Annotated in this window: 20 protein-coding genes and 1 other RNA gene; 9 read left to right on the top strand and 12 right to left on the bottom strand. The window is 65.3% G+C overall.

Annotated features, from left to right (window positions below; translation table 11 throughout):
* Window positions 1-159 precede the first annotated feature (159 nt).
* The 3 genes from FVD38_RS17480 to FVD38_RS17470 form a co-directional block, all read right to left on the bottom strand.
* Window positions 160-342: a hypothetical protein gene (locus FVD38_RS17480; protein WP_147935997.1), complete on the bottom strand. Its 183-nt coding sequence runs from the start codon at window positions 340-342 to the stop codon at window positions 160-162.
* Between the two features lie 181 nt (window positions 343-523).
* Complete coding sequence (locus FVD38_RS17475) at window positions 524-3,244, bottom strand: alpha-1,6-glucosidase domain-containing protein (protein ID WP_147935996.1); 2,721 nt, start codon at window positions 3,242-3,244, stop codon at window positions 524-526.
* A 127-nt stretch (window positions 3,245-3,371) separates the two neighbouring features.
* Window positions 3,372-4,952, bottom strand: coding sequence for a POT-type proton-dependent oligopeptide transporter (locus FVD38_RS17470; protein ID WP_147935995.1), 1,581 nt, complete (start codon window positions 4,950-4,952; stop codon window positions 3,372-3,374).
* Window positions 4,953-5,209: 257 nt separating this feature from the next.
* Here FVD38_RS17470 and FVD38_RS17465 point away from each other — a divergent pair, with 257 nt between their 5' ends.
* Window positions 5,210-6,850, top strand: coding sequence for an alpha-glucosidase family protein (locus tag FVD38_RS17465; RefSeq protein ID WP_147935994.1), 1,641 nt, complete (start codon window positions 5,210-5,212; stop codon window positions 6,848-6,850).
* The gene (locus tag FVD38_RS17460; RefSeq protein WP_147935993.1) at window positions 6,850-8,700 is read left to right on the top strand and encodes a glucokinase; all 1,851 of its coding nucleotides are present in this window, start codon (window positions 6,850-6,852) and stop codon (window positions 8,698-8,700) included. Before FVD38_RS17465 ends, FVD38_RS17460 begins: the two co-directional genes overlap by 1 nt.
* A gap of 30 nt (window positions 8,701-8,730) precedes the next feature.
* On the opposite strand, the gene FVD38_RS17455 is transcribed toward FVD38_RS17460, so the two are convergent.
* On the bottom strand, window positions 8,731-9,201 hold the full coding sequence (locus tag FVD38_RS17455; protein WP_147935992.1) for a hypothetical protein: 471 nt from the start codon (window positions 9,199-9,201) through the stop codon (window positions 8,731-8,733).
* 304 nt (window positions 9,202-9,505) lie between these two features.
* Between FVD38_RS17455 and FVD38_RS17450 the strand changes: the two genes are divergently transcribed.
* Window positions 9,506-10,789 (top strand): PEP-CTERM sorting domain-containing protein, encoded by a 1,284-nt coding sequence (locus tag FVD38_RS17450; protein ID WP_147935991.1) that lies wholly within the window; start codon window positions 9,506-9,508, stop codon window positions 10,787-10,789.
* Window positions 10,790-10,903: 114 nt separating this feature from the next.
* Here the strand turns inward: FVD38_RS17450 and groL are convergent, their stop codons facing one another.
* Together groL and groES are read right to left on the bottom strand one after the other, a co-directional pair.
* On the bottom strand, window positions 10,904-12,550 hold the full coding sequence (gene groL, locus FVD38_RS17445) for a chaperonin GroEL (RefSeq protein ID WP_147935990.1): 1,647 nt from the start codon (window positions 12,548-12,550) through the stop codon (window positions 10,904-10,906).
* 40 nt (window positions 12,551-12,590) lie between these two features.
* Window positions 12,591-12,881 carry a co-chaperone GroES gene (gene groES / locus FVD38_RS17440; RefSeq protein ID WP_147935989.1) on the bottom strand — a complete coding sequence of 97 codons (291 nt, stop codon included), beginning with the start codon at window positions 12,879-12,881 and terminating at the stop codon, window positions 12,591-12,593.
* A gap of 389 nt (window positions 12,882-13,270) precedes the next feature.
* Here groES and FVD38_RS17435 point away from each other — a divergent pair, with 389 nt between their 5' ends.
* The 5 genes from FVD38_RS17435 to FVD38_RS17415 all read left to right on the top strand — a co-directional run bounded on the left by FVD38_RS17435 (window position 13,271) and on the right by FVD38_RS17415 (window position 15,467).
* A complete protein-coding gene (locus FVD38_RS17435; protein WP_147935988.1) occupies window positions 13,271-13,567 on the top strand; it encodes a hypothetical protein in 297 nt (98 codons plus the stop codon).
* Complete coding sequence (locus FVD38_RS17430; RefSeq protein ID WP_123071851.1) at window positions 13,564-13,875, top strand: cell division protein ZapA; 312 nt, start codon at window positions 13,564-13,566, stop codon at window positions 13,873-13,875. Before FVD38_RS17435 ends, FVD38_RS17430 begins: the two co-directional genes overlap by 4 nt.
* 46 nt (window positions 13,876-13,921) lie before the next feature.
* A non-coding RNA gene (gene ssrS / locus FVD38_RS17425) (6S RNA) lies at window positions 13,922-14,103 on the top strand.
* Between the two features lie 89 nt (window positions 14,104-14,192).
* Window positions 14,193-14,663, top strand: coding sequence for an EVE domain-containing protein (locus FVD38_RS17420; protein ID WP_147935987.1), 471 nt, complete (start codon window positions 14,193-14,195; stop codon window positions 14,661-14,663).
* Window positions 14,664-15,467 (top strand): sulfite exporter TauE/SafE family protein, encoded by an 804-nt coding sequence (locus FVD38_RS17415; protein ID WP_147935986.1) that lies wholly within the window; start codon window positions 14,664-14,666, stop codon window positions 15,465-15,467.
* On the opposite strand, the gene FVD38_RS17410 is transcribed toward FVD38_RS17415, so the two are convergent.
* From FVD38_RS17410 to FVD38_RS17385, 6 genes are all read right to left on the bottom strand, one after another.
* The gene (locus tag FVD38_RS17410; RefSeq protein ID WP_147935985.1) at window positions 15,464-17,647 is read right to left on the bottom strand and encodes a xanthine dehydrogenase family protein molybdopterin-binding subunit; all 2,184 of its coding nucleotides are present in this window, start codon (window positions 17,645-17,647) and stop codon (window positions 15,464-15,466) included. The two genes, FVD38_RS17415 and FVD38_RS17410, sit on opposite strands and share 4 nt — an antisense overlap.
* Window positions 17,644-18,123, bottom strand: a complete 480-nt coding sequence (locus tag FVD38_RS17405; RefSeq protein ID WP_147935984.1) for a (2Fe-2S)-binding protein — start codon at window positions 18,121-18,123, stop codon at window positions 17,644-17,646. Before FVD38_RS17405 ends, FVD38_RS17410 begins: the two co-directional genes overlap by 4 nt.
* Window positions 18,120-19,418 carry a c-type cytochrome gene (locus FVD38_RS17400; protein WP_147935983.1) on the bottom strand — a complete coding sequence of 433 codons (1,299 nt, stop codon included), beginning with the start codon at window positions 19,416-19,418 and terminating at the stop codon, window positions 18,120-18,122. Before FVD38_RS17400 ends, FVD38_RS17405 begins: the two co-directional genes overlap by 4 nt.
* Before the next feature lie 77 nt (window positions 19,419-19,495).
* Complete coding sequence (gene lgt, locus FVD38_RS17395; RefSeq protein ID WP_147935982.1) at window positions 19,496-20,305, bottom strand: prolipoprotein diacylglyceryl transferase; 810 nt, start codon at window positions 20,303-20,305, stop codon at window positions 19,496-19,498.
* A gap of 13 nt (window positions 20,306-20,318) precedes the next feature.
* The gene (locus FVD38_RS17390; protein ID WP_147935981.1) at window positions 20,319-21,221 is read right to left on the bottom strand and encodes a LysR family transcriptional regulator; all 903 of its coding nucleotides are present in this window, start codon (window positions 21,219-21,221) and stop codon (window positions 20,319-20,321) included.
* Window positions 21,222-21,271: 50 nt separating this feature from the next.
* Window positions 21,272-21,496, bottom strand: a complete 225-nt coding sequence (locus FVD38_RS17385) for a TIGR04438 family Trp-rich protein (protein WP_123071843.1) — start codon at window positions 21,494-21,496, stop codon at window positions 21,272-21,274.
* A 182-nt stretch (window positions 21,497-21,678) separates the two neighbouring features.
* Between FVD38_RS17385 and FVD38_RS17380 the strand changes: the two genes are divergently transcribed.
* Window positions 21,679-21,987 (top strand): c-type cytochrome, encoded by a 309-nt coding sequence (locus FVD38_RS17380; RefSeq protein WP_123071839.1) that lies wholly within the window; start codon window positions 21,679-21,681, stop codon window positions 21,985-21,987.
* The last annotated feature ends 582 nt before the right edge of the window (window positions 21,988-22,569 follow it).

The following is a 22,569-nucleotide window of genomic DNA, read 5'->3' as shown; positions in this document are numbered from 1 at the left end:
TAGTGATTGTCGAGGCCGTGTCCGAATGTCAGACCTGACCCCGGTGTTGAGATGTAGGCAAACGCACCGACTGCGTCATTCGGATTGGTGACGAGCTGGCGATATATCCAGCTATACGATTCGTTCCGCAACGGCGCGGCGGACATGCTCGATCACCGGTCAGGTCGTGCTGAGGCGGGCGATGGCGAACGCGCGATTGATTTCGTCGCGTGTGAACTTTGAATCGCGAAGGATTTTTTGGGACGCTGGAGACAGGCCGGCCACATTATGCGCCTGTCCGGTAATGAAATCACGGTTCACGCGACGTACATCTTCCAGCGTCAACGTCCTGATTTTCTTCATGATAGCCGTAAGACCGGAATGTCTGGAGAGGACACATTGTAACGTATGCCGTTCGGACAACGTCATCGCGTGCGTCAAATATGACCTGCCTCACACGCAAGATGAGCCGGATGATACGGAACGTCATTGCTCCGGCCGCCGCCACTTCCCATGAATCTGGAAAGATGGCGGCATATCAGGCTTACTCAGTCACGAACACTACGGCCGTGCGCGCCGGCACGGTAAACGTGCCGCGCGCGCTGTCGAAGCGCGCCTCCTGCGCGCGCTGGTCCGCCGCGCCGGCCGCGGTATGCACCGGATGCAGGCGCAGTTTCTTGCCGCGCAGGAGCGTGGCGTCGATGGTGTGCGCCTTCTTGTCCACGTTCACCAGGTAGCCCAGGCCGGCGAAGTTCGCGCCGGGATAGCCCTGGCCGTCGATCCAGGCCGCCAGCACGGTCGGTACCTGTTCCGGGCCGGTATTGAAGAAACGCAGGCGGGCGTTGATGTCTTCCGTGCTGCGCAGGCGCAGCAGCGTGGAGCTGGAGCGGATCTGCAGCAGGTCGCGGAAGGCGTCGCGCGCGAATGCGATGTCGGCGGGCGCCGGCTTGAGCGCGGCATTGGCCAGCAGCGGCTTGAACAGCGGCCAGTCCTTGGCGTTGTCGGCGGCCGGCGGCAGGCCGGTGCCGAAGAAGTTGTCCTGATAGGTCCAGTCGAGACGGTTGAACCAGTCGCCCGAATTGAAGCTGTTGCGGTCCAGCGATTTCGAGCGCAGCACGTCGATGCCGGCGTGGTAATAGGCCACGCCCTGGCTGAAGGCATTGATCGCCATGCCCAGCACCTGCACCCGCGCGCGTTCGGCAGCGCTGGTCGCCACCGGCAGCTTGAGCGCGTTGATGTCGTACAGGGTCTGGTTGTCGTGGTTCTCGACGTAGTTCACCGCCTCGGCGGGCTGGCTCGCATAGCCGGCCGGCTGGTTGCCGCCATAGACGATGTCCTGCAGCTGGCGCACCTTGCCGTCGAAGGTCTGCACGGAAAAGCTGCGCACCGAGCCGGCCAGGCCGACGCGGATCAGGTCGGCCGCGCGCAGCAGGGCATCGGGCGCGTGCTCGTGGCCCAGCGCGTTCGGGTCGTACACCAGGCCATTGATATAGCCTTGCTGGCGGATGACGATCTCGCCCGAGTCGCCCGGCGAGCCGCCGCGCACTGCGTCGCGCGCGCGGTCGCTGAAGGTGCCGATGCCGGTGCCGTTCAGCGATAGCTGCGAGGCCTGCACGAAGCGCGCGCCGTCCTGCACCTCGCCGAAGTTCCAGCCTTCGCCGATCAGCTGCACGTGGCGGCCGGCGGCCTCGTTCACGTCCTTCTGCAGGCGCTCCATCGCCGCGCGCGGCTGGTGGCCCATCAGGTCGAAGCGGTAGGAGTCGATCTTGTAGTGGCGGGTCCACAGCACCGACGAGTCGATCATCAGCTTGGCCATCATCGTGTTCTCGGTCGCCGTGTTGAAGCAGCAGGTCGAGGTTTCGATGCCGCCTTTCTCATCCAGGCGGTGGTAGTAGCCCGGCACCACGCGGTCGAGGATCGATTTTTCTTCCTGCCCGGCGATGAAGGTGTGGTTGTAGACCACGTCGGTGCCGACGCGCAGGCCCGCCTTGTGCAGGTTCATCACCATCTCGCGGAACTCGACGATGCGGCGCGCGCCATCCTGCGGGTCGCTGGCATAGCTGCCCTCGACCGCATTGAAGTGCTGCGGATCGTAGCCCCAGTTGAAGCAGTCGGTATGCGCGGTCTTGCCGATCAGGGCCTGCTGGCTTTCGCTGTCCGGCGCGCCGGATGGTTGCGGCTGTGCGCAAGCCACTTCCGGGATGCTGCCGATGTCGTACACCGGCAACAGGTGCACGTCGGTCAGGCCGGCTTTCGCCAGCGCGCGCAGGTGTTTCATGCCGTTCGAGTTCATCTCGGAGAAGGCGGTGTACTTGCCGCGCTTGGGCGCGGGCACGGTCGCGTCGATCAGCGAGAAGTCGCGCACGTGCAGCTCGTAGATGACCATGTCGGTCTGGGCCTGCACCGTGGCTGGCGGACGGGTGTCGTCCCAGCCGCGCGGCTTGAGGTTCGGCGCATCGAGGTCGGCGATGTAGCTGCGCTTCGAATCCGCGTTCAGGCTGACCGAATACGGATCGGTGACCAGGTTGCGCACCAGGCCGGCGCCGGGCACGGCGACGTCGACCGCGTATTTGTAATAGGTGCCCGACAGGTCGCGCGGCAGGCTGGCCGACCAGGCGCCGGTCTTCTCGTCGAGCGTCATCGCGTGCACGGCGTTCGCCCTGGTCGTAGGGCCGTCATAGGTGCACACCGCCACCTGGCGCGCGGTCGGCGCCCACAGCTTGAAACCGGTCTTCTTGGCAGTTGGCGTGGCGCCGAGATCGGGGATTGCTTCGGCGGCGGCGTATAGCTCGTCAAGCGCGCCGGCCGACTGGATGCGGGTGGCGGCGACCACTATGCCCTTCGCGTCTTCCTGCACCAGCACCAGCTGTTCGCGGTGAAGAAAGGGCAGGCGCGCGAGATCGGCGTCCGCCACGCGCAGGGTCGGGCCGGTGGCGACCCATTTGAAGCGCTCGGCCGCGGCTTGCGGGACGGCGGTGGTCGAGATGTCGAGCTTGATCGAGCCGGTGGCGCCGGTCACCTTGGTGCCTGGCTTGGCATTGACCGATGCGGCGGAGGAGTGGTACAGGCGATAGGCACCGTCAGCGGCGGCGCCGGGCCAGCGCACCAGGCGCTTGTCGAGCCAGACGGCGCGCGCGTCGACTTGTTCGCCATTGGCTTGCAGGACTTCCTGGAAGCCGGCGCTGTCGCAAGTGGCGAGGGGAACCGCGGCGTAGGCGGACGTCGAGAGTGAAGCCGCCACGAGGGCGAGATGCAGTTTGCTCATGTAGGGTGGACGGCTCCGCCGTCCACGCGTTCAAGCGGCCGGAAGAATACCGCCATGATTGGCAGTTGATAGGGATGTTGAGCGCGTGGACGGCATAGCCGCCCACGCGTTCAGTGCAGCAATGCGATCAGGCCGCGTTGCCGCGATAATGATCGACCATCTTGTAGCGCGTCGCATACCAGCCGAACGCCAGTGCCGACAGCAGTGCGAAGCCGGCGAAGAAATACATCTGCGCGGCCATCACGCCCATGCCGGTACCTTCGATATAGCCCACCACCAACTCGTTCTTGACGCTCGCGTTCACGATCAGCACCCACAGGTTGCCGACCGTGACGGCCAGGTACCACAGGGCCATGATCACGCCCTTCATCGAGGCCGGGGCCTGGCTGTAGGCGAATTCAAGGCCGGTCGCCGAGACCAGCACCTCGCCCAGGGTCAGCAGCGCATACGGTGCGATCTGCCAGGCGATCGAGACAGCGTCGCCAGCGTCGAGCGCGACCTGCAGGTTGCCGACCACGATCCAGGCGGCGGCCGACAGTACGATGCCGGCGGTCATGCGGCGCAGCGGCGACGGTTCGATGCCGAACTTGCGCAGCATCGGGAACAGCAGCAGGTTGTTCACCGGGATCAGGATCATCACCAGCAGCGGGTTCAGGGCCTGCATCTGGGCCGGGATGACGTCGAAGGTCCAGCCCAGGAAGCTGACCTGCGTGGTCATGGCATTGGCCTGCACGATCCAGGTCGAGGCCTTCTGGTCGAACAGCGACCAGAACGGCGTCACCAGCGCGAACACGATCAGGATGCGCAGCACGGCGCGCACGCCGTCCACGGCTTCTTGCGGATGCAGGCCGCGTGCGCGGTCCAGCTGCATCGAGGCGCCGATGCCGCCGAAGGCCATCAGCAGCACCAGCGCGGTACAGGCGCCGATCACGAAGCCCCATTGCACCGACATCGCCAGCGAGACCACGGCAGCGGCGGCGCCGATCAGGGCCACGTTCAGGCCCGGACGGCCCTGGCCGGGCGCCTTCGTCAGCAGTGCGGTCTTGGCCACCTGCATGAAGGAGTGCGGATTCGGCGGCGAGGGCGGCACGTGCACGTATTTCTTCTTGCCGCTCCAGAACACCATGGTGGCGATGAACATCAGGATGCCGGGCACGCCGAAGGCCCAGGCCGGACCGTAGTCGCGCAGCAGCAGCGGCATCAGCAGCGAAGCGAAGAACGAGCCGAAGTTGATGATCCAGTAGAAGGCGTCGAACACGACCTTCGCCTTGTCCTTGTTGGTCTGGTCGAACTGGTCGCCCACGAAGGAGGCCACCAGCGGCTTGATGCCGCCCGAGCCAAGCGCGATCAGGAACAGGCCGAAGTAGAAGCCGTTGACGTTGTCCTCGAAGATGGCCAGGCAGGCATGGCCCGCGCAGTAGACGAGGCTGAGCCAGAACACCGTGTTGTATTTACCGAAGTAGCGGTCGGCCAGCCAGCCGCCCAGCAGCGGGAAGAAGTACACGCCGATGACGAATGTGTGGAACACGTGCTTGGCTTCGCCGGTGCGCATGTCTTCCGGCAGGAACATCAGGAGCGTCGTGATCAGGAAGGGCGTCAGGATGTTGCGCATCCCGTAGAAGCTGAAACGCTCGCAGCCTTCGTTGGCAATAATGTAGGGAATCTGCCGCGGCATTCGCCCGGAACCTGGTTTTGCTAGATCAGTCATCGACCGCTTCCTTGAAATGTCAAACAGACGCGATGCTATGACGAGGGCGTATCACTTTGCAATAAAAATATTGTTGTGAAACAAACGAGAAACATACCGACGTAGTTTAGTTACGACGACGATGCCGCTGGAAACGTTTTCGATGTTTCAAGCCATTGAATCATAAGGATAAATCGTGAATTTTCGGAAAACTTCCGGAATTGTCAAGTTTTGTTGCGTCCTGTATATTGCCTAGAATTCCAAACCAGAGACCAGCCATGACCCAGATCTCGACCACGACGAATCCGAACTGGTGGCGCGACGCCATCATCTACCAGGTTTACCCGCGCAGCTTCCTCGATACCAACGGCGATGGCATCGGCGACCTGGCCGGCATCACCGAGAAGCTCGACTACATCGCGAGCCTGGGCGTGGACATTGTCTGGTTGTCGCCGTTCTTCAAGTCGCCGATGCGCGACTTCGGCTACGACATCGCCGATTACTGCGATGTCGACCCGATGTTCGGCAACCTGGCCGACTTCGACCGCCTGGTGGCCAAGGCCCACGGCCTGGGCCTGAAGATCATGATCGACCAGGTGATGTCGCACACCGCCGACACCCACCCCTGGTTCGTCGAAAGCCGTTCCAACCGCGACAATCCGAAATCGGACTGGTATGTCTGGGCCGATCCGCTCCCGGACGGCAACCCGCCGAATAACTGGCTGTCGGTGTTCGGCGGCTCGGCCTGGCAGTGGGATACCCGCCGCAAGCAGTACTATATGCACAACTTCCTGGTGAGCCAGCCGCAGCTGAACTTCCATAACACTGACGTGCAGAAGGCCCACCTGGCGGCCCAGCGCTTCTGGCTCGAGCGCGGCGTGGACGGCGTGCGCATGGATGCCTGCGTGTTCCACTTCCACGATCGCCAGCTGCGCAGCAATCCGCCGGCGCTGGTGCGCGACACCTCGACCGTGACCGACGTGAACCCGTACGGCATGCAGGCCCATATCTACGACAAGACCCAGCCCGAGAACATCGCCTTCATGGAAAAGCTGCGCGCCCAGCTGGACGAATTCGGCGCGGTGTCGATCGGCGAGATCAGCTCGGACGACGCGCTGGCCCAGATGAACGAGTACATGGCAGGCGGGAACAAGCTGCACATGGCCTACAGCTTCAACTTCCTGACGCCGGTGTTCACGGCCGCGCACATCCGCGCGCAAGTGGAAGACTTCGAACGCCGCGTCGAGGAAGGCTGGGCCTCCTGGTCGGTCGGCAACCACGACGCGATCCGCGTGATGACGCGCTGGGGTGGTCCGCAAGCCAGCGCCGGTTTCGCCAAGCTGGTGCTGGCGATGCAGCTTTCGCTCAAGGGCACGCCCTGCCTGTACCAGGGCGACGAGCTGGCGCTGCACGAAGCCGACGTCCCGTTCGAACTGCTGCAAGACCCGTACGGCATCACCTTCTGGCCCGAGTTCAAGGGCCGCGACGGCTGCCGCACCCCGATGCCGTGGCAGGCCGGCGCGCCGCACGCCGGCTTCACCGCGGGCACGCCGTGGCTGCCGGTCGAGCCGTCGCACGCCGCCGCCGCGGTCGACCTGCAGGACGCCGACCCCGATTCGATGCTGAACTTCCAGCGCCGCTTCATCGCCCTGCGCCGCACCATGCCGCAACTGACGCGCGGCGAGATCGCCTTTATCGACGCGCCGGAACCGGTACTGGCCCTGCGCCGCGACCTGGAGGGCGAGCGCAGCGTGCTGGCGGCCTTCAACCTGTCGAACGAAGAAGTGACGTTCGACTGGCCGGCGACCGAAGGCGCCGATCACATGGCCGTCGACGGCCTGGCCGGCGCAGCCCAGCGCGGCCGCGTGACCCTGCCGCCGTACGGCGCCTGGTTCGGCCTGGTCCGCGCGGAGGGTTGATGAATACCCAGCAGGGGCCTGAAAAGTTCGCGCGCACGGCGTTCGCCGACGGACCGCGCCTGCTGGCCGACATCGGCGCGACCCACGCGCGCTTCGCGCTGCAGACCGCGCCGGGCGTGTTCCGCTCGGTCCAGGTGCTGCGCTGCGACGACTTCGAGGGCATCGTCCCGCTGCTGCGCCATTACCTGGCAGACCACGAGGACTTGCGGCTGAACCACGGCGCTTTCGCGGTCGCCAACCCGATCAACGGCGACTACGTGCGCATGACCAACCGCGCCTGGGAGTTCTCCACCGACGCGGTGCGGCGCGAGCTGGGCCTGTCGACCCTCCTGATCGTCAACGATTTCACCGCGCTGGCGACCGCGCTGCCGGGCTTCGCCAAGGAAGACCTGATGCAGGTGGGGCCGGGCACGAAGGTAGAGGGCGCCGTCATCGGCGTGCTGGGGCCGGGCACGGGCCTGGGCGTGTCGGGCGGGATCCCGACCGCGGACGGTTTCGTCACCCTGGGCAGCGAGGGCGGCCACGTCAACTTCGCGCCGGCCGACGAGCGCGAGTTCGCCATCCTGCAATACGCCTGGCGCGAATGGCCGCACGTGTCGAACGAGCGCCTGATCTCGGGCCCCGGCATGGAAGTCATCTACCGCGCGCTGGCCGACCGTAACGGCGTCGACGCCACGGCGCGCAGCGCGGCCGCCATCGTATCCGGCGCGCTGGAGGCCGACGATCCGCTGTGCCTGGAAACGCTCGACTGCTTCTGCGGCATGCTGGGCGGCGCCGCCGCCAACCTGGCGGTGACCCTGGGCGCCTTCGGCGGCATCTTCATCGGCGGCGGCATCGTGCCGCGCCTCGGCGAGTGGTTCGCGCGCTCGCCGTTCCGCATGCGGTTCGAGGCCAAGGGACGTTTTTCGGACTACCTGGCCGATATCCCGACCTATGTGATCACCACGCCGAATCCCGCCTTCCACGGCGTGGCGACCATCCTGGCCGAGCACCTGCGCGGCCGCAGCGGCGCCAACACGCTGATGGAACGCATCGGGCAACTGCGCGAAGAGCTGTCGCCGGCCGAGGCGCGCGTGGCGACGCTCGTGCTCGAGCATCCGCGCACGGTGTTGAACGAACCGATCGCCGAGATCGCGCGGCTGGCCGACGTGAGCCAGCCGACCGTGATCCGCTTCTGCCGCTCGCTGGGCTTCCAGGGCCTGGCCGAATTCAAGCTCAAGTTCGCGAGCAGCCTGACCGGCGCGATCCCCGTGCGCCACAGCCAGGTGCGCATGAGCGACAGCACCCACGACCTGTCGGCCAAGGTGATCGACAACACGGTGTCGGCGATCCTGCGCTTCAGGGACCAGCTCGACGTGCGCTCGCTCGACCGCGCAATTGAACTGGTGAGCCGCGCGCGGCGCGTCGAGTTCTACGCGCTCGGTAACTCGCGCGCGGTGGCGCTGGACGGCCAGCACAAATTCTTCCGTTTCAGGATCCCGACCGCGCTGTATGGCGACGCCCACCTGTTCACGCTGGCCGCAGGCTTGCTGGGACCGGGCGACGTGGTGATCGCGGTATCGAATTCGGGCGGCTTGCCGGAGCTATTGCAGGCGGTGGACATCGCACGCGCCGCCGGCGCCGACGTGATCGCCATCAGCAACAGCCAGTCGCCGCTGGCGCGCAAGGCCAGCGTGTGCCTGGCGGTCGATCACAGCGAGGACAGCACCAGCTTCCTGTCGATGATCTCGCGCATCCTGCAGCTGCTGCTGATCGACATCATGGCGGTGGGGATTTCGGTCGATGGCCAGCATGGGCCGGAGGCGGGCAAGGATCCGCGCCGGCTGCTCATCTCGCACCTGGATAGCTGAAGACTCGCCGGCATCGTCGGCGGGGCGCCGTCAGTTGGCGCTCTTGATGTCCACGCGCTCGATGGTGCGGCGCCATTCCTGGAGGCTGAGCAGGGTGTCCGAGCCAGTGTCGTCGACCAGGATCTCGCTGCCGTCCTGGGCCACCAGGAAGCTCTCGCGGCGACGCGCATCGTCGGCGCGGTTCTCGACAAAACTCAGCTGGTAATACTTCTTGCCGTTGACTTCGCGCGGGACCGGATCGTCCTCGATCACGGCGCCGTGCGCCTTGCCCTGGCTGCGCTGTTCGATCTGGCGCGACCAGGCCTGCAGTTCCGGTAGTGCCAGCAGCGAATCCATCGCATCCTGTTTCGTATGCGCCGGCGCCTGGGCCGTGGGCGCGGCGGGCGCGGGCGCCGGCGGCGCTTCGCGCTCGGCGCGCTTGCAGCCGGCAACGGCGCAGCACAGCATCAACGCGGCAATGGTCAGGCGCAAGGGAGAAGAAGATGCGGCGCGTGTGGACATGGCAGGTCTCGTGAAGGCAGGCGGTCATGGTAAACCATGCGTGTTCGACCAGCAACACGGGACGCCGTTCGCTACCAGCATGAATTGCAGTGAATGCAAGATCATTGCAACGATGTTTTGCGATCGCCGGTCAATATATTTCCATAAAGAAAGTAATTCGTGTTTTTCGCCACGAAATCACTTTTTTCACTATGGAATCGGAATTTATTTATAGAAATAATGCTATTCTGTAGGACCACTCCTACCTGACGTCCCCCCCCTCATGGACCGCCGCCGCTCTGCTTATACTCGCCGCCTCGCCAAGGTGTCGCAACGCGAAAAGCGCCTGGGCGCGCTCGCGATGCTGGGGCTCGCCGTGGGTGTTGCCGGCGTGCTGGCGCCGCCGCTGGACGTCGACTGGACGCGGCTGGACCGCAAGCCGGACGAGATCACCCACGTCGGCGCAAGCCCCGGCTTCGGACTGGCGCCGGCCGCGTCGATCCCGGCGCCGGCCACCGAACAGGGCGCCGCGCGCCGCATCTATCCGTTCTCGATCATCCCCGGCGGCGTGGCGGACAAGGACGAACTGGCGCGCGTCATCCGCACCGATGCCGTGGTCGCCGCGCACTATGCCGGCTTCGACGTGGCGAACGCGCGCGCGGTCACCGTGACCGCGCCGCGCGCCGTGTACGTGTCTTACCGCAAGGGCGACCAGGTTTACTGGACCAAAAAGAAGCTGATGCTGGCGCCGGGGGAAACCCTGCTCACCGATGGCAAGAACGAGATGCGGGCGCGCTGCGCCAACCGGATTTCCGACGTGCCGATGTATCCGGTCGAAGCCCATGGTCCGACCGAGTCGGAACTCGATTCCTTCGTCACCGAGGATGGCGGCGGGATGATGGCCGTGGCAGCCGGCCTGGAGGGACTCGACGACGTTCCCTCCACAGGACAGCGCTATCCTACCGAGGTGTTCCCGAACGGCGCCGGCCTGCTGGCGGGCGCCGCGCCGGCTGCGCAGTCGCGCCTGGCCGACCTCATGGGCGGCCCGCCCGCCCGGTATGGCTCGGCCATTTCGAACGGCGGCACGCTGGGCGGCGGCAGCGGCGATGGCGCGACGACGCCGTCGACCGGCACGCCTGTCGGCAGCACGCCGACGCCGGGCGTTGACGGCAATGGCAGTGCCGGCAGCGGCGACAATCCAGGCGGCGGAAACACCCCCGGCGGCAATGACGCTCCTGGCGGTGGACAGCCCGGCACGCCGACGCCATCTACGCCGACGCCATCCACGCCGACGCCGGACCCCGGCACCGGCCCGGGCTCCGATCCCGATCCTGGCCCGGGACCCAATCCCGAGCTGCCGCCACTCACGCCGGGCGTGCCGGGCACGCCGGACGGCCCCGATACACCGGGTACCCCAGGCGTTCCGGGCACCCCGGAAAATCCCGGCATCCCTGGCATCCCCGGCACCCCGGGTGGTCCGCCGGACGACATCGAGGTCGAGCCGAACGACCCGGTCGACGTGCCGGAGCCGGGCACCCTGTGGCTGGGCGGCGCGGCCTTCGCGGCGATGCTGTGGCTGCGTCGCAAGGGGCCGCGCGCCAGGAGCTGAGGTTCCCGCTGCATCAAACAACAAAAAAGCCCGCGAGGTGTGAACCTCGCGGGCTTTTTATCGTGGAAGACTGGCGCGCCGGCGTTGCCGCGGCGCGCCAGGCGACCGGCTGATTTACATCATGCCGTCCATGCCGCCCATGCCGCCCATACCACCCATGCCGCCCATGCCGCCGGCTGGCTTGTCTTCAGCCAGTTCCGAGACCATGCAGTCGGTGGTCAGCATCAGGCCGGCGATCGACGCTGCATTCTGCAGTGCCGAGCGGGTGACCTTGGCTGGATCCAGCACGCCCATTTCGACCATGTCGCCGTAGGTGCCGTTGGCGGCGTTGTAGCCGTAGTTGCCCGAGCCGGCCAACACTGCTGCGACCACGACCGATGGCTCTTCGCCGGCGTTCTGGACGATCATGCGCAGTGGCTCTTCCATGGCGCGCAGGACGATCTTGATGCCTGCGTCCTGGTCTGGATTGTCGCCCTTGACGGTGATGTTGGCGCGAGCGCGCAGCAGGGCAACGCCACCGCCGGCGACGATGCCTTCTTCCACGGCAGCGCGGGTAGCGTGCAGTGCATCTTCGACGCGTGCTTTCTTCTCTTTCATCTCGACTTCGGTGGCTGCACCGACGCGGATCACGGCAACGCCGCCGGCCAGCTTGGCCACGCGCTCTTGCAGTTTTTCGCGGTCGTAGTCCGAGGTCGCTTCTTCGATCTGGGCGCGGATCTGCTTGACGCGGCCTTCGATCGATTCAGCCTGGCCGGCGCCGTCGATGATGATGGTGTTTTCCTTGCCGACTTCGATGCGCGAAGCCTGGCCCAGTTCGGCCAGGGTGACCTTTTCCAGGGTCAAGCCGACTTCTTCGGCGATGACCTGGCCACCGGTCAGGATAGCGATGTCTTCCAGCATGGCCTTGCGGCGGTCGCCGAAGCCAGGCGCCTTGACGGCGACGGTCTTCAGGATGCCACGGATGTTGTTGACGACCAGGGTTGCCAGCGCTTCGCCTTCGATGTCTTCGGCGACGATGACCAGCGGACGGCCGGCCTTGGCGACTTGTTCCAGTACCGGCAGCAGGTCACGGATGTTCGAGATCTTCTTGTCGCACAGCAGGACGAATGGCTGCTCGTGCACGGCCACTTGCTTGTCCGGGTTGTTGATGAAGTACGGCGACAGGTAGCCGCGGTCGAACTGCATGCCTTCCACGATGTCCAGCTCGTCGTTCAGCGACTTGCCGTCTTCCACGGTGATGACGCCTTCCTTGCCCACTTTTTCCATCGCTTCAGCGATGCGCTCGCCGATCGAGGTTTCCGAGTTGGCCGAGATGGCGCCGACTTGTGCGATCTCTTTGGTGGTGGTGGTTGGCTTGGCGATCTTCTTGAGTTCTTCGACGGTTGCTGCGACGGCCTTGTCGATGCCGCGCTTCAGGTCCATCGGGTTCATGCCGGCGGCAACGAACTTCATGCCTTCGCGCACGATGGCTTGTGCCAGCACGGTCGCGGTGGTGGTGCCGTCACCGGCGTTGTCGCTGGTCTTGGAAGCGACTTCCTTGACCATCTGCGCGCCCATGTTCTGGAGCTTGTCTTTCAGTTCGATTTCTTTCGCGACCGAGACACCATCCTTGGTGACGGTCGGGGCGCCGAACGAGCGCTCGAGCACGACGTTGCGGCCTTTCGGGCCCAGGGTGACCTTGACTGCGTTGGCCAGGATATTGACGCCTTCGACCATCTTGGCGCGCGCTGCGTCGCCGAACACTACTTCTTTAGCTGCCATTTGTTATTTCTCCGAATGTTTCGTGAATGGGGTCAGGGAATTACTGCTGGACGACGGCCATGATGTCTTCTTCGCGCATCACGAGCAGTTCTTCGCCATCGACCTTGACGGCCTGGCCGGAGTACTTACCGAACAGCACGCGGTCGCCGACCTTGACTTCCAGCGGACGGACCTGGCCGTTGTCTTGCACTTTGCCGTTACCGATGGCGAGAACTTCGCCTTGGTCTGGCTTCTCTGCCGCGGCATCAGGGATGATCAGGCCAGACGCAGTCTTGGTTTCCTGGTCGAGGCGCTTGACGATAACGCGATCGTGCAGAGGACGAAGGTTCATGCAAAACTCCTTAATATTCAGTGGTTTAACTAGCGTTTTTTGACATCGCCCCGGCCTTGTATTCAAGTGCCGCGGCAATCTGCAAAGAGTTGTTAGCACTCTCAGCTAACGAGTGCTAATTATAGGGACGATAACTTGCCTTTTCAAGCGCCCGGCGGTAGATATAGTTTTATGTGCTTGAGACAGCGCAAACCAGTCTAGGTCCGGTGCAATGTGTTTTTTGCATCTCTTGCCGACAAGTGCGGAACAGGCAAGAGGCGGGCAGCGTACACTGCCTGGCGCTTTCCTGCCGCACGCCAGGCTGCCGCGGCATGGCCATCCACGCCTGCCTTGCCGCACCGCAGCGCGATTCGGTTGACGGAAAATCCATCTCGATCCTATAGTGTCGAATGATTTCCGAATTCCAAGACCTCTCAGACAAAATCGACCGGCTCGCCCAATTGACCCAGTCGTTGCGCGCCGAGAACTATTTGCTGCGCCAGGCCAATACCCTGCTCAGCGCCGAGAACCTGGCGTTCAAGGAGCGCTTGGTCGAGGCCCAGCGCCGGGTCGAGGCCGTGCTCGACGAGTTGCCCAAGCCGCCGGGCGAACCGGAACCGGAAGGCGAGGGTGGTCAACCCGAGCCCGGGCCGGATGAACCGCCGCCGCTCCATCTCGCGCACGCCGCCCGTCAGGAGCAACGATGATCCATCTCGACGTCACCATCATGGGCCAGCCCTACCGCCTGGCCTGCCGCGACGGCGAAGAGCGCACCCTGCGCGAGGCGGTCGCTTACCTCGACGGCAAGATGTGCCAGCTGCGCGATTCGGGCAAGGTGAGGGGCACCGACCGTATTGCCGTCATGGCCGCGCTGAGCGTCGCCGCGGAATTCCTGTCGGTGAAATCGCCACAGGGACCGTTGTCGGACATGTCGATCCTCGAGGTCAAGCAAAAGCTGGAAGCGATGCACACGGTGCTCGACAAGGCGCTGACGCCACAGGAAAATCTTTTCTGAAAGGCCGAATCCGTTTGACATGCCGCTTCAAAAGAGTAAACTGCGCTCTACCCTGCGGTGTTCGAGATTTGCCATATATTCCTTGAACCATTCTTACGCATAGGTCGTGGAACAAGTTCGATGGGAGTGAGCGTCACTCGTTTGACGAACCCGAAATTGATCTGACCGTGACCGCCTTGAACCGTTTTGGTTCAGGATGCCGGCAAAAACGGCACTGGCGGGGGCTAGGATACACAAGCGGTTGCGCACTTTGTACGCAGCCGCTTTTTTTTGTGCGCGCGTCAATCGTGACGGCGCCTTGCAGGGAGAACGGCGCGATGCGCTATTGGTTGATGAAATCCGAACCGGACGAAGTCAGTTTCGACGACGTCCTGTCCGCACCCGCCCAGACCGTGGCCTGGTTCGGCGTGCGCAACTACCAGGCGCGCAATTTCATGCGCGACGCGATGGCCGTCGGCGACGGCGTCCTGTTCTATCACTCCAGCTGCGCCGTTCCCGGCGTGGCCGGGCTGGCCGAGATCGCGAGCGGTCCCTATCCCGACGCCACCCAGTTCGACCCTTCCAGCCATTATTACGACCCCAAAGCCACCCAGGAAACGCCGCGCTGGATCTCGGTCGACGTGCGCGCGCGCGAGGTGGGACGCTATCTGCCGCTGGCCGAGATGCGCACCGTTCCCGCGCTGGAAAGCATGGTGCTGCTGCAGAAGGGCAGCCGGCTGTCGATCTCGCCGGTCACCAGATCCGAATGGGATGCGGTCGTCGAACTCGTGCGCGCCAGGGAGGCCTGAATGGATCCCTGGCTGATCCTTGCCCTGCTGGCGATGGGCACTTTCGGCGGCTTCGCGGCCGGCCTGCTGGGCATCGGCGGCGGCATGGTGCTGGTCCCCTTCATTACCATGATCTTCACCGCGCGCGGCTTCGCCGACGAACTGGTGGTCCACATGGCGATCGCCACCGCGCTCGGCGTCATCCTGTTTACCTCGATGTCCTCGGTGCGCGCCCACCACAAGCACGGCGCCGTGCTGTGGCCCGTGGTGCGCCTGCTGGCGCCGGGCATCCTGATCGGCTCCTGGATCGGACCCTGGATCGGCAAGCAGATGAATACCTCGGTGCTGGCCTTCTTCTTCGGCTGCTTCGTCGCCTTCTCGGCCACCCAGATGCTGATCGGGAAAAAGCCGACGGCGGCGCGCGAATTGCCGGGCCGGGCCGGCATGTTCGCCACCGGTGGCCTGATCGGGATCCTGTCGGGACTGGTGGGCGCCGGCGGCGGCTTCGTCTCGGTGCCGTTCATGACGCGCTGTAATGTGCGCATCCATAACGCGGTCGCCACCAGCGCGGCGCTGGGCTTTCCGATCGCGCTCTCGGGCACGCTGTCGAATATGTTTTATGGCTGGGGCGAGCCGGGCCTGCCGGCATGGTCGCTGGGCTTCGTCTACCTGCCGGCGCTGGCCATCATCGTGCTGGCCAGCGTGACCATGGCGCCGCTCGGCGCCCGCACCGCGCACAAGATGCCGGTGCGCCAGCTGCAGCGCATCTTCGCCGTGATCCTGTATGCGCTGGCGGTGTATATGTTCTGGAAAGCCTTTAATTAAGCTTTCCTGACCCGCGCGCGGTCGAGCGGCAGGTCGCGCATGCGCAGTCCGCAGGCGTCGAACACCGCGTTGGCGATCGCCGCCGCGGCCGGGCCCTGCGCCGCTTCGCCAGTGCCCAGGAAGGGCTGGCCGGGGCGGTCGATCAGGTGCACGTCGACCTTGTCGGGCGCCTGGCCGAAGCGCAGGATCGGATACGAGGCCCAGTCTACGGTGAGCACGCGCGTGGCGTCGAAGCGCACCTGTTCCAACAAGGTCCAGCTGGCCGACTGAATGATGCCGCCCTCGATCTGGTTGCGCACACCATCCGGGTTGACGATCTCGCCGCAATCGACGGCGCTCGATACGCGCGTCACGCGCACCAGACCTGTTTCGCGCGCCACTTCCACCTCGACCGCCAGCGCGCAATAGGATGCCAGGTTCTTGTAGCGTGCAAATGCAAAACCGCGGCCGCGGCGCACAAGCTTTTTATAATCCTTCCAGCCGAACTTCGCCGCCGCCAGCTTCACCACGTCGATGGCGCGCGGATCGTCCAGGTGGCCTAGCCGGAAATCGACCGGATCGACCTTCGCCGCGCGCGCCAGTTCGTTCATGAAGCTCTCGATCGCGAACACATTGCAATAGGCGCCCAGGCCGCGCATGGCCGAGGTACGCAATACCGCTTTCGGCTGGAAGTGATGGGTCACGCGCGCGTTCGGCAGCCGGTAATAGGGGATCGCGTTGCGGTCGCCGCTGCCTTCCGGCTGCGGGCTGGGTGTCGGCCTTGGCGGCGTAAACGGCTTGGCCAGATGCGTTGCCGGCAGCAGGTTGCCGGCCTTGCCGGGACGCGTGTTGTGCGGAGGCGTGAAGACGTCGTACTGCCAGTCGGCGATGCGGCCGTCAGCGCCCAGCGTGGCCGCCACCTGCGCCACCATCGCCGCGCCGAATGGCTCCCAACCGTGTTCGTCCTCGCGCATCCATTGCACCCGCACCGGCCGGCCCGGGAAGGCGCGCGCCAGCAGGGCGGCGTCGGCCGCCACGTCGTCGGCGCCGTTGTGGCCATAGCAGCCCGAGCCCTCGACGTGGATACAGCGGATTGCGTCCTCCTGGGTTCCCAGCAGCTCGGCCAGCGCACTGCGCAGCGGGAACACGCCCTGTGAGTGGGTCCAGACCGTGTAGCGGTTCTCCACCAGCTGCGCCACCGCGCAGGACGGGCCGATGGAAGCGTGCAGCTGGAAGGGGCGGGTATAGGTGGCCTTGTAGTGCGTGCCTTCCTGCACGCGTGCGCCGCGTTCGAGGATGGTCGCCGGTTCGGCCGGCTGCGCCATCACCAGCGCCTTGACGTCGGCATTGGCCGGCAGCGCGGCCGGCGTCTCCCAGCGCGCTGCGCGCGCGAGCAGCGCGGCGGCCTTCACGGCGCGGTATTCGGCGTCCCCGATCACGGCCAGGAAGCGCCCGTCGCGCACGATTTTCAAGACACCGGGCAGGCGCATGACGGCGACCGTATCCACCGCCGTCAATGTCGCCGCCTGCGATGGCGGACGCACTACGCGCGCATGCACCATGTTCGGCAGGCGCAGGTCCTGCACGTAGGCACGTCCGCCCGTGACCTTGGCCGGGATGTCGACGCGTGGTAGCGACTGGCCGATCGCCGTCTTCGGGCCAGGAGCGGGCGGCGCCGGCTGCGGCGTGGCGCGCAGGTGCAGCTCCTGGCCGGTAACCAACTGGCCGAAGCTGGCGCGGCGGCCGTCAGGGGCGATGAAGGCGCCATCCTTCAACGCCAGGCCGGCCGCGGGCGTTCCAAGGCGCGCCGCCGCCAGTTCGCCCAGGCGCATCCGCACCTGGCCCGCCGCATGGCGCAGCGCGGCGCCGCTGTCCTTCATCGAGTTGCTGCCGGCCGTCATGCCTTCGTCCGGCGTGCGCGCGGTGTCGGCCGTGACGAGCGTCAGGCGCCCTGGCGCGATGCGTAGTTCGTCGGCCACGACCTGCAGCAGCGCGGTCTTGATGCCTTGCCCCAGCTCGGCCTTTCCGGTGAAGACCGTGATGCGTTCATCGGCGTCGATGCGGATCCAGGCGTCGAGCCAGGGCGCTTTTTCGAGGCTTTTCGGTAATGCGTCTTGCGCGGACCACGCGGGCATGGCGAACGACAGCGTCAATGCGCCGCCCGCGGCCAGGAAGCGGCGGCGTCCCTGGTCTGCGCTCATCGCTTTTCTCCCTTTGCCAGCACGTCGGCGGCACGCCGCACCGCGCGCAGGATGCGCATATGGGTGCCGCAGCGGCACAGGTTGGGTGACATGTGGGCGCGGATCCGGGCGTCGCTCGGATTCGGTTCGCGCTCGAGCAGCGCGCTGGCCTGCATGATCATGCCCGCGATGCAGTAGCCGCATTGCGCCGCCTGCTCGTCGATGAAGGCCTGTTGCAGCACGCCGGGCTTGTCGCTGTCGCCCAGGCCTTCGACAGTGCGCACCGCGCGGGTGCCGACACTCGACACCGGCACCAGGCAGGACATCACCGGTTTGTCGTCCAGGATCACGGTGCAGGAGCCGCACTGGCCCAGGCCGCAGCCGAACTTGGCGCCGTTCAGGGCCAGGTCGTTGCGCAGCACGTACAGCAGCGGGGTGTCGGGATCGGTATCGACGGCGTGGCGCTTGCCGTTCACCTGCAGGCGGTAGGTCGTCATGGTGCTCTCGCTTTGCGGATTTGCTCGTCCAGTTCCGGCCAGGCCGGCTGGCCGGCGCCGTACTTGCGCAGGTAGGCGGCCAGCGCGCCGGCCTGCTCGTCGCTCAGGATCGCCTTGAAGCCGGGCATCCAGCGTCCCGGCTCGCCATCCGGTGGCAGGATGCCGCTGTCGACGATGTGGATCAGGCTGCGCGGGTCGGGATCGTACAGGGCGATCGCTTTCTGCAGCGGCAGGGCGGTGCCCGAGCTCGGGGCACGGCCGACGTCATGGCAGCGCGCGCAGGAATTGGCATATAGTTCGTAGCCGAGGCGCATGCGCGGCAGGTCGGGATCGTCGGCGGCGGGTTCGGGGAGCGCTCCGCCCTGCTGCGCCGGCGTCGTGCGCAGCGGCGCCTGCGACAGGTGGCTGTGGGTCCACGCGGCCAGCGCGGCAACGTCGCCTGCATCGGCCTGGGCCAGGTGCATCACCACGTCCTGCATCGGGCCGCCGGCGACCGCGTGATCCTCGGCCATGCCGGTGCGCAGGTAGGCCTGCAGCTGTTCGCGTGTCCATGGCAGCGGCGACGGTGAGTGACGGTTCAGGGCCGGCGCATACCAGTCTTCGGCTTCGCCGCCATCGAGCTGGCGCTTGATATCCGGACCGCCCAGCTTCGTGCGCGGCGTGTGGCAGGCGGCGCAGTGGGCGACGGCATCGGCCAGGTAGGCGCCGCGGTTCCATTCGGCGGATTGTTGCGGGTCGGGTTGCCATGGCGCGTCGTCCAGGTACAGCACGTTCCAGAAGCCGACCAGCGGCCGGAAACCGAAGGGGAAGGTCATCTCGTTGGCGGGCGGCGGCGCGGCGATCGGGGAGCGCGTCATGAAGTAGGCGTACAGGTCGTCGATATCGGCCTGCGTCATGCGCACGTAGTGGTTGTAGGGGAAGGCGGGATAGAGCAGGTGGCCGTCGCGCGAGACGCCCTCGCGCATGGCACGAGTAAAAGCTTCAAGTGTCCAGGTGCCGATGCCGGTATCGCGGTCCGGCGTGATATTGGTGCTGTGGACGGTGCCGAACGGCGTTTCCATTGGCTTGCCGCCGGCGAAGGGGCGGGACAGGTCGGCCGTGTGGCACGAGGCGCACATGCCGAGATGCGCGAGATTGGCGCCGCGCTCGATGCGGGTCTGGTCGAAGGAAGGTGGCGTGGCTTGCGGCGCCAGTGCGGGCCGCCACATGATGGCGAAGGCGATGCCTGTCAATACGACGATGGCGGCAAGCAGCAGCCACCATCCGGTATGCCGCCTGCGCCTTGTTTGATCCATGAGGGCTCCGATCCGTGGAGCCTCATTGTCGGGCGTGAAGGACGAGCGCTCTGTGCGCTCGCCCACTCAGAGGCGGATCAGGCGGTTACAGGACGGCCCGGCGCCTGGCGATAGGCCCAGGCCAGCATGACGAGGGCGGCGACGATCATCGGCAGCGACAGCACCTGGCCCGAGGTGATCGGCAGGCCGAACACGGTGGTTTCCCAGTCCGGCACGCGGAACCACTCGGTGAAGAAGCGCGCGCAGCCATACAGCAGGGTGAACATGGCGCCGACCGCCAGGCGCGGACGCGCCTTGCGCGCGAACATCCACAGGATCACGAACACCAGCACGCCGTCGACCAGCGCCTGGTACAGCGGCGACGGATGGCGCGGGCCGACCACGCCGGGCCACAGCATGGCCCACGGCAGGTTCGGGTCGGCCAGGCGGCCCGGCAGTTCGGCGTTGATGAAGTTGCCCATGCGGCCGGCGGCATAGCCGAGCGGCACCAGCGGCGCGATGAAGTCGTACACGTCGAGCAGGTTGCGCTTGCGTTTGCGGGCCCACAGCGCCATCGCGATCAGCACGCCCAGGAAGCCGCCGTGGAAGGACATGCCGCCCTTCCAGATCATGAAGATCTCGAGCGGATGTTCGAGGAAGTACAGCGGCTGGTAGAACAGCACTTCGCCCAGGCGGCCGCCCACGATCACGCCCAGCATCCCGTAGAACAGCATGTCGTCCAGGTCGTCGCGGGTCCAGCCCTGCGCGGCCACGTGCGGCATGCGGATGCGCACCCGGCCCAGGATGATGAACAGGGCGAAGGCCACCACGTACATCAGGCCGTACCAGTGGATTTGCACCGGGCCGAGCGCAATCGCGATCGGGTCCGGCTGCGGATGAATCAGCATAGTCAGTCTCTCTTCAATTCTTCAAACATTCCAGGAAGCCCCTCAGCACGGGCGAATCGTTGTCGCGCCGCCAGGCCAGGCCGGTTTCGGCCAGCGGCGCCGGGTCGTGCAGGGCACGGTATTCTACGCCGGGACGCATCAGGTTCGACACGGATTGTGGCACAAGTGCCAAGCCCATGCCGCCGGAAACCAGGCTGACGATGGTCTGCATCTGGATCGCTTCCTGGCCGATGGTGGGCAGCACCCCGGCCGTGCGGAAGCAGGCCAGGATCGCATCGTGCAGGCTGGGCGCCACCGCGCGCGGGAAGATCACCAGCGGCAGCGGCGGCAGGTCGCGCAGGCGCACCGGGCCTGGTTTCGACAGCGCCCCCAGGCCGCTCGGCGCGCACAGCACCAGCGGCTCGTCGACGATCTTGAGGTAATCCAGGGCGCCGTCGGCCATGACGTCGGCGGCGCCCGGCTGCGGCGGAATCACGAAGCCGGCGTCGATGCGGCCCGAGAGCAGTTCGTCGAACTGGACGTCGGAGGTCGCCTCCTGCAGCACCAGGCGCACGGCCGGATAGGCGGCGCGATAGCGGCGCAGCACGTCGGGCAGCATGCCGAGGCCGGCGGTCGAGACGAAGGACAGGGCCAGGCGGCCCGCTTCGCCGCTGGCAGCGCGCCGCACCAGCTCGGGCAGCGCGGCGGCCTCCTCGAGGATGCGGCGCGCTTCCGGCAGCAGGGCGGCGCCGGCCGCGGTCAGGCCGACCATGCGCCGGTTGCGCACGAATAGCGGGGCCTTGAACAGTTCTTCGAGATTGGCGATGCTCTGCGACAGCGGCGGCTGGGTCATGTGCAGGCGGCGCGCGGCGCGGCCGAAATGCAGCTCTTCGGCCACGGTGACGAAATGGCGCAGCTGGCGCAGTTCGGGATGCATGGGTGATGATGGACAAGACTGTGATATGTCCAATGTATCACAGGGCCGGTTCAGCGGCGCTTGTCGAGGGTCTTCTTGACGCGTTCGTTGCGGCGCTTGTCCTGGAGCTCGTGTTCCTTCTTCTTGTCGAGCCCGAGGATCTTTTCGATGTACTCGAACCAGATGAAGGCGAGCACGAAGAGCCCGGCGATGACCCACCAGGACAGCTCGGCAAAACGCCAGACCTCGAAGAAACGCAGGGCGGCCAGGGCGACGATCAAGAGGATGAGTGGCATGATGTAAAAAGCTCCTTCAGGCCCCACATCTTACAAAAAAAAGAATGCCGACGGGCAAAAGTTGCTATTTTCTTGTTACAGGATATTGGTAAACGTGGCGATCGGGTTACAGAGTGTATCGCCCTCATTGCCCCGCAGGGAAAGGGGGTAGAATCCAATCAGTCATAAACTCGGAGAAACAAATGAAGCGGTCCCTGATGTTGTGTGTGGTGCTGTCGGCTTTCGCGTCGTCGGGTGCATTCGCCCAGGCCGACTTGGCCAAGGCCAAGAATTGCATGGCTTGCCACACCGTCGCCACCAAGCTGGTCGGTCCTGCCTACAAGGACGTCGCGCAGAAGTACGCGGGCCAGAAGGGCGCCGAGGACAAGCTGGTGCAGAAGGTGCTGAAAGGCGGCTCGGGCACCTGGGGCCCGATCCCGATGCCGGCCAATCCGCAGGTGAGCGAGGCCGAGGCGCGTTCGCTGGTCAAGTGGGTGTTGGCCACCAAATAAGTAGCACCCATCCGTAAAAAGCGCGCCTGCGTGAGCAAGGCGCGCTTTGTCGTTTACGGCTGGCTTCAATTGTTGTACGGGATCGCGCAGCGCATTGCAACCGCTGGCTGGCCGCCCGCCCTTGCCAAGGCTTTGCACGAACTGCAACTCATCGACGAACCTCCCCAGTAGGGTCAGTGTCGAATTAATCGGCAATTTCCCCAAAACCTTACAAATCAATTAGGGTCAGAGTCAAATTCTTTGACAACTTTTTGCGCGAACGAAAGGCGCCATTGATTTTAGATGCCATGAAGATGTAGGTCGCCGGGCAGAAGGTGATCGCTTTGGACGAAATCAAAATCAGCCTAACGATCGCTTGTCCAAAGTCGCACTGCGACGAACTGGTATGGCAACGCGCCGTTGGAACGACTGCCGGCGCGGGAAAAGTTGTCAAAGAATTCGACTCTGACCCTAATTAATTCGTAAGGTTTTAGGGAAATTGCAAATTAATTTGACTCTCGTATATTGAAGGTACCGCAGCGGAGCTGGTCTATGATGGCGACGAAGCGGTCGGGCGGAGTGATGCCGAACGACTCGAGTGCC

The sequence above is a fragment of the Massilia arenae genome (genome assembly GCF_008014745.1).
GTDB lineage: Bacteria > Pseudomonadota > Gammaproteobacteria > Burkholderiales > Burkholderiaceae_D > Telluria > Telluria arenae.
This window is presented reverse-complemented; position numbering and strand designations above follow the sequence as displayed.